The 18,711-nt window shown below is 28.3% G+C and carries 15 protein-coding genes; 5 read left to right on the top strand and 10 right to left on the bottom strand.

What is annotated here, in order from left to right:
• Positions 1–7 precede the first annotated feature (7 nt).
• Complete coding sequence (folE, locus tag MADAR_RS01415) at positions 8–658, bottom strand: GTP cyclohydrolase I FolE (protein ID WP_014158756.1); 651 nt, start codon at positions 656–658, stop codon at positions 8–10.
• 102 nt (positions 659–760) lie between these two features.
• Positions 761–1,555 (bottom strand): NAD(+) synthase, encoded by a 795-nt coding sequence (gene nadE, locus MADAR_RS01420; RefSeq protein ID WP_014158757.1) that lies wholly within the window; start codon positions 1,553–1,555, stop codon positions 761–763.
• Between the two features lie 41 nt (positions 1,556–1,596).
• On the opposite strand from nadE, the gene tsaB reads away from it, so the two are divergent.
• Genes tsaB through MADAR_RS01445 form a run of 5 tightly spaced genes read left to right on the top strand, consistent with a single transcriptional unit; the run spans position 1,597 to position 6,338 of the window.
• Positions 1,597–2,235, top strand: a complete 639-nt coding sequence (gene tsaB / locus MADAR_RS01425) for a tRNA (adenosine(37)-N6)-threonylcarbamoyltransferase complex dimerization subunit type 1 TsaB (protein ID WP_014158758.1) — start codon at positions 1,597–1,599, stop codon at positions 2,233–2,235.
• 16 nt (positions 2,236–2,251) lie between these two features.
• A complete protein-coding gene (hemC, locus tag MADAR_RS01430; RefSeq protein WP_014158759.1) occupies positions 2,252–3,187 on the top strand; it encodes a hydroxymethylbilane synthase in 936 nt (311 codons plus the stop codon).
• Positions 3,184–4,947 carry a TrkH family potassium uptake protein gene (locus tag MADAR_RS01435; RefSeq protein ID WP_014158760.1) on the top strand — a complete coding sequence of 588 codons (1,764 nt, stop codon included), beginning with the start codon at positions 3,184–3,186 and terminating at the stop codon, positions 4,945–4,947. Before hemC ends, MADAR_RS01435 begins: the two co-directional genes overlap by 4 nt.
• Positions 4,948–4,969: 22 nt before the next feature.
• Positions 4,970–5,656: a TrkA family potassium uptake protein gene (locus MADAR_RS01440; RefSeq protein ID WP_041178035.1), complete on the top strand. Its 687-nt coding sequence runs from the start codon at positions 4,970–4,972 to the stop codon at positions 5,654–5,656.
• Positions 5,649–6,338 (top strand): uroporphyrinogen-III synthase, encoded by a 690-nt coding sequence (locus MADAR_RS01445; RefSeq protein WP_148256090.1) that lies wholly within the window; start codon positions 5,649–5,651, stop codon positions 6,336–6,338. The genes MADAR_RS01440 and MADAR_RS01445 overlap by 8 nt, the downstream gene beginning before the upstream one ends.
• Positions 6,339–6,346: 8 nt before the next feature.
• Here MADAR_RS01445 and MADAR_RS01450 read toward each other — a convergent pair whose 3' ends face one another.
• The 8 genes from MADAR_RS01450 to carA are packed head-to-tail and all read right to left on the bottom strand — an operon-like array spanning position 6,347 to position 18,702.
• A complete protein-coding gene (locus tag MADAR_RS01450; RefSeq protein WP_014158763.1) occupies positions 6,347–7,621 on the bottom strand; it encodes a hypothetical protein in 1,275 nt (424 codons plus the stop codon).
• A 2-nt stretch (positions 7,622–7,623) separates the two neighbouring features.
• A complete protein-coding gene (locus MADAR_RS01455) occupies positions 7,624–8,196 on the bottom strand; it encodes a cytochrome c (RefSeq protein WP_014158764.1) in 573 nt (190 codons plus the stop codon).
• A gap of 6 nt (positions 8,197–8,202) precedes the next feature.
• A complete protein-coding gene (locus MADAR_RS01460) occupies positions 8,203–8,751 on the bottom strand; it encodes a DUF3341 domain-containing protein (RefSeq protein WP_014158765.1) in 549 nt (182 codons plus the stop codon).
• On the bottom strand, positions 8,744–10,114 hold the full coding sequence (gene nrfD, locus MADAR_RS01465; RefSeq protein WP_014158766.1) for an NrfD/PsrC family molybdoenzyme membrane anchor subunit: 1,371 nt from the start codon (positions 10,112–10,114) through the stop codon (positions 8,744–8,746). The genes MADAR_RS01460 and nrfD overlap by 8 nt, the downstream gene beginning before the upstream one ends.
• 4 nt (positions 10,115–10,118) lie before the next feature.
• On the bottom strand, positions 10,119–13,055 hold the full coding sequence (locus MADAR_RS01470; protein ID WP_014158767.1) for a 4Fe-4S dicluster domain-containing protein: 2,937 nt from the start codon (positions 13,053–13,055) through the stop codon (positions 10,119–10,121).
• Between the two features lie 38 nt (positions 13,056–13,093).
• Positions 13,094–14,398: a c-type cytochrome gene (locus MADAR_RS01475; RefSeq protein WP_148256091.1), complete on the bottom strand. Its 1,305-nt coding sequence runs from the start codon at positions 14,396–14,398 to the stop codon at positions 13,094–13,096.
• 4 nt (positions 14,399–14,402) lie between these two features.
• The gene (gene carB / locus MADAR_RS01480; protein ID WP_014158769.1) at positions 14,403–17,621 is read right to left on the bottom strand and encodes a carbamoyl-phosphate synthase (glutamine-hydrolyzing) large subunit; all 3,219 of its coding nucleotides are present in this window, start codon (positions 17,619–17,621) and stop codon (positions 14,403–14,405) included.
• Position 17,622: 1 nt separating this feature from the next.
• Complete coding sequence (gene carA / locus MADAR_RS01485) at positions 17,623–18,702, bottom strand: glutamine-hydrolyzing carbamoyl-phosphate synthase small subunit (protein WP_238523375.1); 1,080 nt, start codon at positions 18,700–18,702, stop codon at positions 17,623–17,625.
• Positions 18,703–18,711: the final 9 nt, after the last annotated feature.

Below are 18,711 nucleotides of genomic sequence, written 5' to 3' on the forward strand. Positions count from 1 at the left end.
TTGATTCTTAGGAAATTCCAATATAATGGAAAAATTCTCTTCTAATTTCAGAATTATTTTTAAAATTTCCTACCAATTCAGCAGTAATGGTTCTGGTATCTATATCTCTAATTCCACGAGAATTCACACATAAATGTTTGGCTTCTATGACACAAGCAACATTTTTGGTCTCCAGTATCTTTTGCAAAGATTTTACGATTTGTATGGTTAAACGTTCTTGAACTTGTGGTCTTTTGGCATAATAATTGACAATTCTATTAATTTTAGAAAGACCAATAACTTTCCCATTGGAAATATAACCAACGTGAGCTTTTCCAACAATAGGAAGAAAATGATGTTCACATGTGGAATAAATCGTGATATTTTTTTCTATTAACATCTGATTATATTGATATTTGTTTTCAAATGTGGATACTTTAGGATAAGTTTTTGGATTAATTCCGCTAAATATTTCTTGTATGAACATTTTTGCTACACGTCTAGGTGTACTACGTAAACTATCATTATTCATATCTAATCCTAAGATCTCCATAATATGAAAAAAATGTTTTTCTATTTGATTAATTTTTTCTTCATCGCTCATAAGAAATGCATCGTTACGTAGTGGATTTTCATGATTTTCTTCCAAATGGAAAATAGTATCTTTTTTTTCTCCCATTATCAATTAGGTGATAAACAAAGGTACGAAAAGGATACTGGTATATTTATGTCTTCTTTTCAAGACTTTAAACATTTTTACTATAAAAAAAAAAAATACATATTATTCAATTTTCTTTTTAATAGAACTAGGAATATGACAGATAGGAATAGGAATAATTTTATGTCTATTTTTTTTATGTAATATTTGATATCTTTTCATGATATCGTATTCCCTTCCTTCAAATTCATCACAATTGATTTTTTTCTTTTTTTCTGTAATTTTCATTGCCCATTCTAACTCTTCATAAGTTGCTTCTAACTGATCTTCATCGGATCTTTGGTCTTCCCACAATCCATCCGTAGGTTTTGCTTTTTGTATTCCATCAAGAATGTTTAATTCTTTAGCTATAAAACGTATTTCACTTTTATTTAAATCCGCTATGGGATGGATATCTACTCCTCCATCTCCATATTTTGTAAAAAATCCAACTCCAAAATCTTCCACTTTATTCCCAGTTCCCACTACTAGATAATTATTTCTATTAGCGTAATAATATAACGTAACCATACGTATACGAGATTTTAAATTTGCTAGGGATAAATTAGAAGATGAATGGTCTTCTACTATATGACAAAAGGAACTGTATAAGGAAGACAAATCTTTTTTTAGATGATGAACATTTAAAAATCTGGATTGTAAAAAATCTACATGTTTGTTGGATAGCAAATTTTTATTTTTTTCTAATATAGGCATTTCTAATATTAAAGTTGGATAATTAGTCATAGCTACTAACATGGATGTGACAGAGGAATCTATTCCTCCGGATATTCCAATGATAAAACCATTTGATTTAGATTTTTTTATGTATTTTTCAAGCCATGATACAATATATTCAACTATTTTTTTTGCGTTCATCATTTATAATCTATTAAAAAAAAACGAAAAATTGAAAATGGATGTCCTTAATTCTTAATTTAGAAACTTCTACAACAAATTGTTCAGTAAGCATTGCAAAAAACGGGGTGTGTATTGCTTCTATAGAAGAAAATTCTGATCAATATCTTCATTCAGAAAAATTACATACATTTATACAATATGCTATCAAAATTTCAAAAATTGATATCAATGATTTGCAATCAATATGTGTAAGCAAAGGTCCGGGATCTTACACTTCTTTAAGAATAGGGATATCTGCGGCTAAAGGATTATGTTATTCCTTAGGAATTCCATTATTATCGTTGGATGCTTTAACAGTTATGAGTCAAAAAGTAGATGTAAAAGATGGATTTTTAATTCCCATGATACATGCGAAATCAGACCTTTTTTATACTTCTTTATTTAACGAATCCAAAAAGAGATTATGTCCTATTTCTATAAAAAAATTTAATGAAGATAGTTTCAAATCCATTACAAAGGATAAAAAAGTATATATATTTGGAAATATTAATCTTACAGAAAGAAAGTTATTTACAAATCTTTTTCATTTCATTCATCGTATTTATCCATCGGCAATGGATATGTCTTTTCTTTCTTATGTGAAATTTTGTGATAAAAAGTTTAATAACATTGAAAAATTTATTCCTTTTTATTTGTAATTAAATATATGGTTTTTTGAATAGAGTTATTCGAATAGGTACACGAAATAGCCCACTATCCGTTTATCAAGCAAAAAAAGTTCAAAAATTTCTTTATGGATTAGGTTATTCTTCCCGTTTATTTTTTATAAAGTCTGAAGGAGATTTAATTCAAAATATTCCTATCCATAAATTGAAAAAAGTAGGTATTTTTACTGAAAAAATTACTCAGGCAATGCTTTCAGGAGTAATTGATATAGCGGTACATTCTTTAAAAGATGTTCCAACTAATTTGCCGGAAAAAATAGTACTTTCTGCTTATTTAAAACGAGGTAGTTTTTACGATTTACTAGTATATAAGGGATCTAATAATTTTTTGTTTGATCCAAATATACATGCTGTTATAGCTACTGGAAGTCTTAGAAGAAGGGTTTTTTGGAAGAACCGTTATCCACATCATACTATTGTAGATTTAAGAGGGAATATAAATACTAGATTGAAGAAATTGTATGAAAATTCTTGGAAAGGAGCTATTTTTGCAAAAGTGGGATTGGAACGTTTAGGAATATTAAATGATTTAGATGGTTTCAATTTTCAAGTACTAGATTGGATGATTCCCTCTCCTGGACAAGGAACTATTGTTGTTTCTACATTGATAGATAATGATAGGATCCATCATTTAACTAAAAAATTGGATGATCAAGAAACCAGATTATCTGCAAATATAGAACGTCAATTTTTGAAAACATTAGGAGGTGGATGCATGAACCCAATAGGAGCTCATGCTCTAATTCAAAACAAAATTATTTATTTTACAGGAATATTATTCAGTTTAGATGGGATGAAAAAAATAAAAAAAACAAAAAAAGGATCCAATTATGATCTTATCGGTTTTCAGTGTGCTAAAGAAATATTAGAGGAAGGAGGAAAGGAAATATTGGAACATATAAAGGGACAAAATATTTTAAAATGATCCCAATTAGATTAAGCAATCTATTGCCATTTTGTACTCCAATTATATTTCTGTATCTAATTATTTATTTAGGATGGAAAAATTCCATAAATACTTTTATCCATGCAGGAATACTTATTGGTATAGTGTTGATACTAAGTATTTTTCATTTATTAATTTTTTTTGAAAAAAACCATGATAAGGGATATCAATCCATGACCTTTTTATCTTTTTTTATTTTGATCCCCTCTCTTATTTTTTCCATATTAAAAATTTTTTCATTTCAAAATGATAAAATTATAGATCTAACGGATATAGAATTAACTTTGTTAGTTAGTTTATCTTTATATGTATTAATTCGTATTGCTTATTTTATGCGAATAATAATCTATGTAAAAATTCATAATCCTGCTTTTATTTTCATTACCAGTTTCGTTTTTTTATCTTTTTTAGGATCTATATTTCTAATGCTTCCATCATCAACTGTGGTTAACATATCATTTATCGATGCTTTATTTACTTCCACTAGTGCCGTGTGTGTTACTGGATTGGAGGTATTAAATACATCCAAAGATTTTACTCATTTGGGAAAAGTAATTATTTTAACTTTAGTGGAACTTGGAGGTTTAGGTATTTTAACGATTACTTCTTTTTTTAGTTATTTTTTTAGGGATGGTTTTTCTTTTAGAGAGGGAATTTATATTAGCAATTTTTTAAATACTAAGACAACAAATAATGTTCTTAGTTTATCCGTAAAAGTAGTCATTTTTACTTTAATAGTAGAGACGATAGGAACTTTATTGATTTATTTATCTATTAAAGAAAAAAATACAATAGAGTCTGAAAGTCCTTTATTTTTTTCTATTTTTCATTCAATATCCGCTTTTTGTAATGGAGGTTTTTCTACTCTTAGTCAAGGTCTTTATTCTGAATCGGTAAGATTTAATTATTTATTGCAGTTTTTTATTGCTTGTTTGTTAATATTGGGAGGAATAGGTTTTAATATTGTATTCAATTTTTTTACTTATGTATGGCTTACGTTCAAAAAATATTTTTACAAAATTTTTTTTCAAGATGAGTATTTTAGATTCCCTGTACATATTGTTACTTTAAATACAAAAATTGTTTTATGGACAACCTTCCTTTTACTTTTTTTTGGAACTATTTTTTATTATATTAGTGAATATCAGCTCTCTCTTTCAGAGCATCATTCTTTCATTGGAAAGTTGGTCGTTTCCTTTTTTTCTTCTGCTACATCTAGAACAGCAGGATTTCAAGTATTGAATATGAATGATTGGGGTCCATTTACCATATTATTTACTATATTTTTGATGTGGATTGGAGCTTCTCCTGCTTCTACAGGTGGAGGAATAAAAACAAGTACTTTTGCATTGGCTTTGATGAATATTATTTCTCTTTCTAGAGGAAAAGAAAGGTTAGAAATTTTAAAAAAAGAGATTTCTTCAAAATCTGTACGACTTGCTTTTGCAATTATAATATTGTCTTTAATTATAATATATATAAGTATTTTTATTATTCTATTTTTGGATCCAAAAGAAGATATTTTATCCATTGCTTTTGAAGTTTTTTCTGCTTTTTCAACAGTAGGATTGTCTTTAGGAATCACTTCTAATTTATCCAATGGAAGTAAATTAGTTTTAATTATTTTGATGTTGTTAGGAAGAATAGGTGTTTTTAATATTATGATAGGATTATTAAAGAATAATAGAATACATTCTCATTATTATAAATATCCTCAAGGAAATATTTTTATTAACTAAATTAAATTCAATGATTAATAATATGAAAATTATAATTATTGGCTTAGGAAATTTTGGTAGATCTTTAGCTCTTAATTTAACAGATAATGGTCATGAGGTTTTTGGAGTAGATTATAAAATGGAAAAAATAGACTTATTAAAAGATCATATAGCCAATGTAGTATGTATGGATGCAAATAATGAATCGGCTTATAAAGTATTACCTATACAACAAGCTGACTTAGGAATTGTAGCTATTGGAGAAAATGAAGGTTCATCAATAGTAACTACGGCTATACTAAAAAAATATAAAAATCTTAGAATAGTTAGTCGATCTTTATCCAAGATTCATGATACTATATTAGACGCTATGGGGATTAATGATGTAGTTCATCCAGAACAAGATGCTGCTTTTAGATTGACCAAACAAATATCTTTTAATTATGCTTTAGATTATTTTAGAGTGGACAATAAATATTCTATTGCAGAAGTTTTTTCTCCTTATTCTTTTAGTGGAAAATCGGTGAAAAGTCTTCAACTCACACAAAAATATTCTGTTTCCTTAATTACTGTAATACGAAATATTAAAAATAATCCTATGTCTAAGAAAAATTATACAAGAAAAGTGATAGGATTGGTGACTGGAGATACTATTTTGCAAAAAGGAGATATATTGACTATTTTTGGATCTAATAAATCCATAATGAATTTTGTTAAGAATCATGATTAAAATTCTTATGACAAAATCAGTGGATTATTCTTCTTTTTCAAAAAGAATTTTTTTTGTAAAATCTTGTGACTTTTTATCCGTTAAATACTGCATCTTGGATAATCCACCTTTAAATGATCAAATAATCTTTACTAGTTGTAATGGAGTAAAAGGTTTTATATATAATTTTGGAATAAATATTTTGAAGAAAAAGAAATTCTATGTAGTTGGCGATAAAACTTATTCTTTTTTAAGAAAAAATTGCGGTATTTTTTCCTTAATCTTCAGAAAAAACTATGTTCAAGATCTTATGAATGTACTTTTTAAAAAAAAATCGAATCAATCCTACGATTGGTTTTGTGGAAAAAAGAGCATTCTGAAAAATCAATGCAATTATTTTCATAAAAAAAATATTTTTATAAATAGATATGAAGTTTATCAAACCTTTTTTATTCCTCATAGAATAAAAAATTTATCCAGTTATCATGGAATCATCTTTTTTAGTCCTTCTGGAGCAAAATCTTTTTTTATAAAAAATAAAATACAACACAATTCAAAAACAGAGTTTTTTGCTATAGGAAAAACTACGGCTGAATTCGTTTCCAAATTTTTAAATAGAAAAAAAATCTGGATTCCAGATCAACCTTCTTTGAAAGAAATTCTTTTTTTTGTAAGAAAATTTTTTGAAAAAAACGTTGAATAAAAAAACATTTACATATAAGGGTATTTGTATTCTTTACTTTCTTGAAAAAAAGGATGTCCAATAGGATTTATTTTTTTCCTATTGAAATTAATAAGTACAATATAAATAAAAATAGAACCTATTAATAATAAAGATCCAATTTCATACAATCCAAACTTTGGATAAAAAATTTCATTGAACACTATCTCCGGTGCTATTAAATTGTATATATCTATATAATGTCCAATAAGTAAGATGAAAGTAACCGGAAGTACTATTTTTATATTCTTTTTACTTTTACTACTCATTAGACCAAGAAAAGGAACCAAAAAATTTAAAATTAACATCCAAAAATGGATGTTGCCATAGATTTCCTTTCTTTTTATAAAATAAACAACTTCTTCCGGAATATTTCCATACCAATAAAGTAAGAACTGTGAAAACCAAAAATAAGTCCACAATAAACTAGTAGAAAAAAGGTATTTACTTAAATCATGTAAATGATTCTCATTAAAAAAAGGAAAATATCCTTTTCTTTTTAGATAAATAGAAATAATGGTAATAGTTCCAATTCCTGTTACCATATAAGTGCTTAAAACATACCAACTAAATAATGTACTAAACCAATGAGGATTTAAGGACATAATCCAGTCCCATCCCATAAAAATAGATGTTATAGAAAAAAATATTATGAAAAGGATGGCAATAATATTTAATTTTTTATAATCGTTTAAAGAATTTGTAATATCTAAAACATGAGATGTTTTTTTTATCTTAAAATAAAAAAAACTCCAACCTATTATATAAATAAAACTTCTGATTAAGAAAAATGGAATGTTTAGAAAGATTCTTTTATTTGCAATTATTTCATCGTATTTGAATGAATTAGGATTGTATAAACTTGAATTCATCCAGTGAAATATATGAATGAAATCCATGGAATTTAATAACAAAAGTATTAGGATCATAAATCCTCCATATGGAAGAAAAGATGCAACTTTTTCCATAATAGGATGAATAATAATGGACCATCCTGATTTTGATACATGTTGGATCCCTAAAAAAAATAAAGATCCTAGAGAAATAGTAGTAAAATAGAAAATAGCTATATATAAACCTATCCAAGGTTGATTTCCTTCTTGTCTCTGTCTCTCATACAAAATATCTTTTTTCTTTTCAAAATTCCTGTTTTCTAAATAGGTTCTTTTGTTCCTGGAAATAATATTCTCCAAAAAAAGAATAAAAGTACCTAGGATCATTATAAAAAAAATAATTCTTTTCAATCTTTTAGACAATTGATACATGGTTATTTATTTTTTAGATACATTACATATTCTGCTACTTTCCATCTGTCAATTTCATTTAATTGAGAAGCATAAGAATTCATATTATTCTTTCCATAAGTGATAACATGATAAATACTCTCAATGGTAATATTCCTATCCTTATAACTAGGAATTCCAAGTATCTTTTCATTTTTCACTAACAACCCTTGTCCATCCCCTTGATCTCCATGGCATATAGAACAATTAATTCTATAGAGATTTTTCCCCTCCTCTACGAATTTTTTAGAAATTTCTTTCTTTTTTAAAGATAAAAATATTTTTTTATTATTTTTAGATTCTTGGATCAATCCATAATAATTTCTTGGAACAGTTTCTTTCACTGGAGGAAGAGAAGAGGTTCCTTTTTGTAAAAAAATAGGAATTCTAATTCTTTTAATATTTTTTTTGTAATTAGGATATGGTTCTGAATAAGGTTCGTAAGCATCCGAATAGTACATATCTGGCATATACACTCTATTGGGTTTGGTCTTATCCAACCAACAGGAATTCAAAAATGCACCAAAAAAAAGTAAAAAAACATAAAAATATTTCATAATTTTTTATAACTTTTTTAGTTGCCCCATTTTTTTTATGTTTACTTCCATAGCTCCATTTTCTTTTAATAAATTCAATAGTTTATCCGTATTCTCTTCTGTATCAATTTCTATTAAAAACATATTATCAGTAGTTCTTGGATCCGGATTTTTTGGAGTAGATCCTGGAAATAATCTACTTTGAATGAGATAAGTAATACACATAAAATGTGCGGAAAAAAAAATTGATAATTCAAATATAACAGGAATGAAAGACGGAAAGTTACTAAACCAAGAGAATGAAGGTTTTCCTCCTATATTCTGTGGCCAATCATAAATCATAGTATACCAAATGAGTACATTAGCCGTGAAAAATCCAAAAAGTCCATATAAAAAAGAAAAAAAAGATAAATGAGTTTGTTTTAATTCGAGTAATTTATTCAAATTATGAACTGGAAAAGGAGAATATACTTCACGTATCCTTATATCCTTTTTTTTTCTAATAATTTTTAGACTATTGATCATTAAATCTTCATCATCATACAATACATGAATATGAATGTTAAACTTATTCATTTCTTTTCTTATTATTCAATATTGTTTTTAATTCTGCCTGTGAAATAACTGGAAATACACGGATATATAATAAATAGAGGACGAAAAAAAAACCAATAGTTCCTATAAAAATACCTACATCCACAAACGAAGGAATAAAACCGGTCCAAGAAGAAGGAAGATAATCATGACTGAGATTTAAAACGATAATATCAAATCTTTCAAACCACATTCCAATATTTATAATAATTGCTATTATATAAGACCAAAAAAAACTCCTTCTAACCGATTTTATCCATAATAATTGAGGAATCAAAACATTACAGATAATTAAAGCCCAAAAAGCCCACCAAAATGGACCTTTAGCTGATTCTACAGAGAAATAAATAAACTTTTCGAAAGAATTACTGGAATACCATGCAAGAATGAATTCTGATATGTAGGCTAAAACCACTATCCCTCCTGTTAATAAAATGATCATATTCATATATTCGATATGGTTCCTCGTAATATAACTTTCTAGAGAGAGAACTTTTCTGGCTACACCTAACAAAGTTTGTACCATTGCGAATCCTGAAAATATAGCTCCAGCAACAAAATAAGGAGGAAATATAGTGCTATGCCATCCTTTAATCACCGAGGTGGAAAAATCAAAAGAAACAATTGTATGCACAGAGAAAACTAATGGAGTGCACAGTCCAGCCAATATTAAAGAAATTTCTTCAAATCTTTGCCAATCTTTGGATGTTCCTCCCCATCCAAAACTAAGAATTCCATATATTTTTTTTTGTAGAGGATCTGTTACTCTATCTCGTATCATGGCAAAATCTGGAATTAACCCCATGAACCAAAAAACAGTAGAAACGGAAAAATAAGTACTAATGGCAAATACATCCCACAAAAGTGGGGAGTTAAAATTAGGCCATAAAGTCCCAAATTGATTAGGAATAGGTAAAACCCAATGAGCATTCCATGGTCTTCCCATATGAATAATAGGAAATAAACCAGCTTGAATTACTGCAAATATAGTCATAGCCTCAGCTGAACGGTTGATGGATAAACGCCATTTTTGACGAAATAATAACAATACTGCGGAAATTAAAGTTCCAGCATGACCAATCCCCACCCACCAGACAAAGTTAGTTATATCCCAAGCCCAATTAATGGTCCTATTTAAACCCCAAACTCCTATTCCTGTCCCTATGGTGTAAAAGATACATCCCAAACCCCACAAAAAAGCTAAAATTGAAAGCAATAAGGACCACCTCCATAAGGATCCAGCTTTGCTGCTTATAGGTTTTAGAATATCATCAGTAATATTTTTAAATGTTTTATTACCGATAATTAATGGTTGCCTTATAGAATTTTCATTATTATTTTTCATGATTCTATCTATTTCTAATTTTTAATTGATAGAATACATTTGGTCGTATTCCAAGAAAATCAAGAAGTTTATAATTCCTTGTATTTTTTATTTCTTTTGAAATACGACTATTTTTTTCTTGAATATCTCCAAAAACAATAGCATTTGTTGGACAAGAAATACTACAAGCGGTTTCAAATTCCTCATCTTTTATTGTTCTATTTTCTTTTTTTGCTAATCCTATAACCGATTGTGTTCTTTGTATACACAAAGAACATTTTTCCATAACTCCTCTTGTTCTAACAACTACATCTGGATTAATAACCATTTTTCCTAAACTATTATTCATATGAAAATCAAATTTTTGGTTATTAGCATAGTTGAACCAATTAAAACGTCTTACTTTATAAGGACAGTTATTGGCACAATAACGTGTACCTACACAACGATTATAACTCATCATATTCTGACCTTGTTCTCCATGAGATGTAGCTCCAACTGGACAAACAGTTTCACAAGGAGCATACTCGCAATGTTGACACATTATAGGTTGAAAAGAAACATGTGGATTTATGAAAAAATCCTCTTCCCCCGATAAACGTTCTTCTTTTGATGAATTTGAATAATATCTATCTACACGTAACCAATGCATATCTCTAGATTTTCTTATCTCTTCTTTTCCAACAACAGGTACATTGTTCTCAGAATGACATGAAATCACACAAGCTCCACATCCAATACAAGCGTTTAAATCTATAGATAAATTAAAATGATGACCTTTTTTTTCCTTATCATGATTTTTTTCTTGCCAAAGAGTAATTTTTTCTAATGGAATAATTCCTTTTTGAATTTCTTCTTCTTTATTCCAAACCTCTTTAGGTTTTTTTAAAAAAATATCTAAATCTGTCTCTTTGACTAAATCTCTTCCTAATGTTGTATTTTGTAATTGAAAACAAGAAAATTTATGTATTTTGTTTACTTTTCTTATTTGTATATCTTCTTGGATTAAATGAAAATTTTCATAGACTATATAGGCATTTTTCCCTTTGCATATTCTAGATAATTTTCCTATTTTTCTACCGTAACCAAAAGATAAACCAATAGAACCTATAGCTTGTCCAGGTTGTATGTAAATGGGGATATCTCGAATTAACCGTCTATGGTTTTGGATTAAATCCACACAATTTCCATTCATAGCACCACTTCCTGTATACCAATTTCTTAGTCCTATTTTTTTTGCATCATAGGAGGATATAGTTAGATAATTTTCCCAGGTAGTACGTGTAATTGGATCTGGAAGTTCTTGGAGCCAAGGATTGTCATGTTGATACCCATCTCCCATGCTAGTTTTTGTATATAATCGTAATTCAAAATTTTTTTTTGACCTTTTTTTTTCATCCAATTTATTGATATGTATATGTATTTTACTTTTATTAATGATTGGATTTTCTTCTTTTTCAACTACTCCATGAAATAAAGCTTCCTTAAAAGAGGATACATTTGATTGTGGAATTATTTTTTTTTCCCAAATTTTTTTTAAATATTCATAATAATTTTTTTCTCTAATTTTTCCCCAAATAATTAAAGATTCTTGAAATTGTCTTGTATTAAACAATTTTTGAATGGTAGGTTGAATCAAAGTGTAAAATCCTGTTATAGGATGGGTATCCCCCCAACTCTCAAGCCAATGAGGAATAGGAGCTAATACATCCATTATTTGATTAGTTTCATCTTTTTTCATGGAAAAAGAAATAGTAATTGGGATTTTTTTTAATATTTTTTTTACTTTACGAAAAGAAAATGGAAGACTATAAATAGGATTTGTATTATGAATCAAAAGAGCCCCAATTTTTTCTTTCTCTAAATCTTCCAAAAACTTTTGGAATTCTTTGTCATTGCTTTCTTTTGATAAAATAAACTTTTTTTCTTGTAAAGCATTACTTCGAATTTTTTTGTTGATCAAAAAGGAAAGAATATACGATTCTTTATTTCCATCTGCAAAAATAACACTTTTTGATCCTTTTTTTATAATTAAATCCGCTATTTTGTTCGCTTCCTCATCCTTGGTTATATTTTCAAAAAATAGTTTCTGGTAAACTTTCAATAACATTTTATTGATATCGGAAGGTTTTTTTGAAATACGAATATCTGCATTTGCTCCAGATAAAGTCATATTGCTTTCTATCTGAATGTGTTGTAGCATTGATTTCTTTGGTTTTTTATTTTTTACATAAGATTTTCCCATGTTTTCTGGACTCCAATCTCCTAAGAAATCAGCATCGAAAGATACTACTAATTCAATTTTGGATAGATCAAAAAGTGGAAAAGCACGAATTCCAAAAACTTCTTCCGAAGCATCTAAAGCTGTAGAATAGGAAATAGCATCATAAGTAATCCATTTAGTAGTAGTAGGATAGGTAATTGCAAAATCATGAATCAACTTTTTTGTAGAATAACTTGGATAAGAAGAGGAAAGAATAACAATATCTTTTTTCATTTTGGATATTTTCTTTAAATAGGTCATCACATAATGGTCTATTTTCTCCCAAGAACATTTTTTCCCCTTAATAAAAGGACTTTTTAACTTTTCCTCATCGTAGAGTGATAACAAGGAGGATTGTATTCTAGACGATGTTGTATTGAAATATTTTGAAGTAGAGTTAGGTTCTATTTTTATTGGACGTCCTTCTCTTGTTTTCACCAATACACTGCCGATGTCAAAGGAATCTATCATAGTAGAGGCATAATAAGTAGGAATTCCTGGAGTAATAACATCTGGTTTTACTATGTATGGAATAGATTTTATAACTGGACCTTTACATGCGGCTAAAGTAACCGAAGCTGTACTAAAACCTACCCATTTAAGAAAATCACGTCTAGAGGTTTTATTTTTTAATAAAACTGGAATTTTTTCTTCATAAGAAGTAATGTTTTCTTTTTTACTTTTTTTTAATTTCATCATGAACAATTTTTATTATGGGAAATAGTCAGTCACTATCGTCAATAATGACATTTAGCGCATTCTATTCCCCCAATCATATCTACGGTTATTTTTTCCCCTTTTCTCTTTTTGATCAAATCATAAAAATATTCTTTGTAATATTGATTATTAGTATCGATTTCTGTATTCCTATGACAAGATATACACCATTCCATGGTAAAATTATTGGCCATTTCTATTTGATCCATATTTTGAACTTCTCCATGACAAGCGTTACAAGTTAAATCCACTTTTTTTGATTTTTTTATCATCTTTTCTCCAGTTATTATATGTTGAGAATGATCAAAATGTACAAAATCAGGCATATTGTGTATACGTATCCATTGGATGGGATGAGTTTTTTTAGAATATTCTCTTTTTTCTGGATTCCATCCTACTGCATAATATATTTTTTGTATTTCTTTATTGTATTCCTCTCTACTTTTTCCTTTTTCTATATAATCATCTTTATATTCATCTATAGTAATATGGCAATTCATACAAATATTTGCGGAAGGAATTCCAGATACTTTACTATATTTTGCTATGGAATGGCAATATTGACAATCAATTCCATTAATTCCAGAATGAATTTTATGAGAGAAGTAAATAGGCTGCACTGGTTTATATCCTTTATTTACATCTATTTGCATTAAAAAATACCATATTCCATATATTACTAATAGAAATAAAGAACCTATAGAACAAGATAAAAAATACCAATTTTTCTTTGTTTTTCCTAAAAATTTATAGAAAAATAAAAAGATGGATGTCCAAAAATTTTTTTTCTTTTTTTCATGAATAAAGAGATCTTCACTTAATAAATGAGTGAGAACATGAATTTTATAAAGAATCCAAAGTAGGATTAAAGATAAAACACTGAGGCCAAAAATAATTATTTTAATTAAAAATTGATCTTGGGAAAGTTCTATATTTTCTTTTTTCCCTTTTTTTTCTTTCTTAGTAGTTTTTTTTGGTTTCTTAATAAAATATAATATATCGTCTATTTGCTGTTCAGATAATTGAGGAAAAGAATTCATTTTTACATTTCCATACTCTTTATAAATAGCTATCGCCTCTCTATCTCCACTTTTTCTTAAAGATTCATTATCAACAATCCATTTATGCAACCATTCTCTACTTCTTTTTTCAGTTATCCCAGATAGTGCTGGTCCTATCATTTTCTTTTCTAAATCTATGGAATGGCAAGAAGTGCAATTCTTTTTAAAAAGTTCTTTTCCTTTTTCAGGATCTCCTTCTATGGCTTCAATTGTAGTAGGAATAAAAGCCAACAAAAAAAGAGTCAAGAATAAAAAATTTTTCATAAATTTATCGATATTCATCCCAAGATGTTATAAATAATTGATCCATAGATTTATTACAAAAAGCTTGTATAAAAGCCTTAGCCAAACGCGCATTAGTTAGTAGAGGAATATTAAAATCTACGGAATAACGTCTTATTGCATAATCATTATCCAACTCTGATTTACTTATATTTTTTGGGATATTGATAATAAGATCGAATTTTCTATCCTTTATCAAATCAAGAACATTTGAAGATTTTCTTACATTTACATTTGGCCAATGAACCCTTATTGAGGGAATTCCATAATCGGATAAAAAACTATTTGTCCCTTCTGTAGCAAATAATATATATTTTTTTTTATGCAAAAGTTTAATCATGTCTAAAAGATCTAATTTAGATCCAATTGGCCCTACAGATATAAGAATATTTTTTTTTGGAATAGTATAACCAACAGAAAGCATAGATTTTAAAAGAGCTTCATCAAAAGTATACCCTAAACATCCTACTTCTCCCGTAGAAGTCATATCCACCCCTAAAATAGGATCAGAATCTTGTAAACTGGAAAAAGAAAATTGGGATGCTTTTATCCCTAAGAAATTCGTAGTAAAAAAATTAGGTTCTGTTTTCTTTTTTTTCTTTCCAAGAAGTACTTGAGTAGCTAGTTCTATCATGTTAAAATGAGAGACTTTGGATACAAAAGGAAAACTCCTGGAAGCTCTCAAATTGCATTCAATTACTTTTAATTTATTATCCTTAGATAAAAATTGAATATTAAAAGGTCCAGATATATCAAAATATTTGGCTATTTTTTTAGATATACGGATGATTTCCTTTAATGTAGATAAATATAAATTATGCGGAGGATATACCAAAGTTGCATCTCCTGAATGTACTCCAGCAAATTCTACATGTTCCGATATAGCATAATACAATATTTCTCCATTTTGAGAAACAGCATCCAATTCAATTTCTTTTGCATTTTTTATAAATTCTGTTATAACTAATTTGGAATCAATAAAATCTTTACCCCGAAGATAATGATGAAGTTCTTCAGAATTAGAAATGACATTCATATCCGAACCTGAAAGAACATAGGATGGTCTAACTAATATAGGATAATCTACTTCTTCTACAAATTTATAAATACTATCCCAATCTGATAATTCTTTCCATCTAGGTTGTCCTATCCCTAAAAAATCCATAGCGTTAGAAAACTTATTTCTATTTTCAACTTCGTCTATAGCAATAGGAGAGGTACCTAGAATATTTACTTTTTTTTCATAAAGTTTTAAAACTAAGTTATTGGGTATTTGTCCTCCCATAGAAACTATTGTTCCTTTTGGTTTTTCTAAATCAATGATATCCAATATACGTTCTAAAGTTAGCTCTTCAAAATATAAACGATCACAAACATCAAAATCTGTGCTAACTGTTTCTGGATTGTAATTAATCATTATTGATCTATAAGATTCTTTCTTAAGAACATTTAAGGTATTGACACAACACCAATCAAATTCAACACTACTACCTATTTTATAAACTCCAGAACCTAAAACAATTACAGATTTTTCGTCTTCTTCATAAAGAATATCGTGTTGAATAGCATGGTAGGTTAAATACAAATAAGTGGATGGATATTCAGAAGCTAAAGTATCAATTTGTCGAACATATGGGATAATTCCTTTTTCTTTTCTATATTTTCTTATTTTTTCCTCCATATCATCAATTCCATTATTACTACCGTCTTTATCAATGAATATACTAGCTATTTGCATATCAGAAAAACCTTCCTTCTTAGCTTTCCGGAATAATTCATCCGGAATATTTATCCAATTTTCATAAGAGGAAATTTCTTTTTTTGTTTGAAAAATGTTATCCAATTGGTATAAAAACCATGGATCTATTTTTGTAAGATTATGTATTTCTCGGATAGAAATTCCCTCTTCAAAAGCTTCTTCTATAAATAGAACTCTTTGATCGGTAGGTTTTTTCAAATATTCTTTAATAGAACGAGTAGATCCCATTTTTTTTTTAGGATTTATGAATCCTAGCATTCCAATATCTAACATACGAATCCCCTTTTGTAAGGCCTCTTCAAACGATTTTCCAATAGCCATCACTTCTCCTACACTTTTCATACTGCTTCCAATTTTATTGGAAACCCCATAAAATTTGTTTAAATCCCACCTCGGAATTTTACATACTACATAATCTAATGCTGGTTCAAAAAAAGCATAAGTATTATTCACGGAATTCTTTAATTCATGCAATCCATATCCTATAGCTAATTTTGCGGAAATAAAAGCTAATGGATAACCCGTTGCTTTAGAAGCAAGAGCGCTAGAACGAGACAGACGTGCGTTTACTTCAATAACACGATAATCTTCCGATCTAGGATCTAATGCAAATTGAACATTACATTCTCCAATAATATCAAAATTTCTAGCTATATGAAAAGCTAATTTTCTTAAACTATAATATTCAGAATTGGTTAAAGTCTGTGACGGTGCTACTACAATACTTTCCCCCGTATGAATCCCTATAGGATCCAAGTTCTCCATATTACATACAGCAATACAATTGTTGTATTTATCTCTAACTATTTCATATTCAATTTCTTTCCATCCTTCCAGATACTCTTCTACAACAACTTTGGAAGAATAAGAGAAAGCTTTACTGACAATTTTTTTTAATTCATGAATATTTTTTGCGAAACCACTTCCTAAACCTCCAAGTGTATAAGAAGATCTAATTATAATAGGAAACCCTATCTTTAAAGAATAGGAAATGGCATGATCCATGGAATGGACTACAAAACTTTTTGCCGTTTTTATATTAATACCGGTCAACCTATTTCTAAATAAATATCTATCTTCACTGTGGATTATAGATTCAATGGACGTTCCTAAAACTTTAATTTTATATTTTTCTATAATCCCTTCTTTAAAAAGTTGTATTCCACAATTCAATGCAGTTTGTCCTCCAAAAGAAAGTAAAATACCTTTCGGTTTTTCTTTTTCTATAACACTTTTTATAAAAAAATAGGTGAGAGGGAGAAAATAAACTTTATCAGCAACTTCTTTCGAAGTTTGAACAGTCGCAATATTTGGATTAATCAATATGGTATAAATTTTCTCCTCTTTGAGAGCTTTTAAAGCTTGTGTCCCAGAATAATCAAATTCACCAGCTTCTCCTATCTTTAATGCCCCTGATCCCAATATAAGTACTTTATCCATTTTCATTTCATAATACTTTTTTGTAAGAAGAGACAATCGAATTGATAAAAAAATCGAATATAAATTCTGTATCCGTAGGTCCACTGGATGCTTCTGGATGAAATTGAACCGAAAAAAAAGGTTTACAATCATGAATGATTCCTTCGCAAGTATTATCATTTAAATTTTTAAAAAACGTTTTCCATTCTCCAGCAATATTGGCAGTATCCAAAACATATCCATGATTTTGTGATGTAATAAAATTTTGTCCTGTTTCCATAAATACAACTGGGAGATTATGTCCTCTATGTGCATATTGTAGTTTATAAGTATCGGCTCCTGCAGCAATACCTAAAAGTTGATTGCCTAAACATATACCAAATATAGGTCGTTCTTTTTTCATAGCAAGACGAATATAGGATATGGGTTTTTCATATATCTTTGGATTTCCAGGTCCATTGGAAAGAACCAGTCCATCATATTCTTCTTTTGTAAAATCATAATCCCATGGAACCCTTATAATAGTACAATTTCTACGCAATAAACAACGTAAAATATTATTCTTTAATCCAAAATCAACAAGCAATATTTTATATTTTCCATTTCCATAGATTATTTTCTCATAGGTAGAAACTTTTTTAGAAAGATTATCCTGATTAGGATCATAAAAAGGAAGATCTTCTTTTCCCATTAAAATTTTACCTAACATAGATCCTCCTTTTTTTATAAGTTTTTGTGCAATAAATCGGGTATCTATTCCATATAATCCAGGAATACCATTTTCTTCTAACCAATCAGATAGAGAAGCATACATATTCCAATGATACGGACGGTTGGAATAATATGAGATAATTAGTCCAGATACTTGAACCTTATCGGATTCATAAAATTCATGGATGGATCCCTTATAAGAAGGAGATGGGATTCCATAATTTCCTATTATAGGATAAGTATAAGTCAAAATTTGACCTTTGTAAGATGGATCAGTCATACTTTCCGTATAACCGGTCATAGCTGTATTAAATACTACTTCTCCAGAAGAGGATACGTATGCTCCAAAATGATAAGCTTTATACCTAGTTCCATCTTCCAAGAGAAGCATAGCCATTCTTTTTTT

This window comes from Blattabacterium sp. (Mastotermes darwiniensis) str. MADAR (assembly GCF_000233435.1).
Lineage (GTDB): Bacteria > Bacteroidota > Bacteroidia > Flavobacteriales > Blattabacteriaceae > Blattabacterium.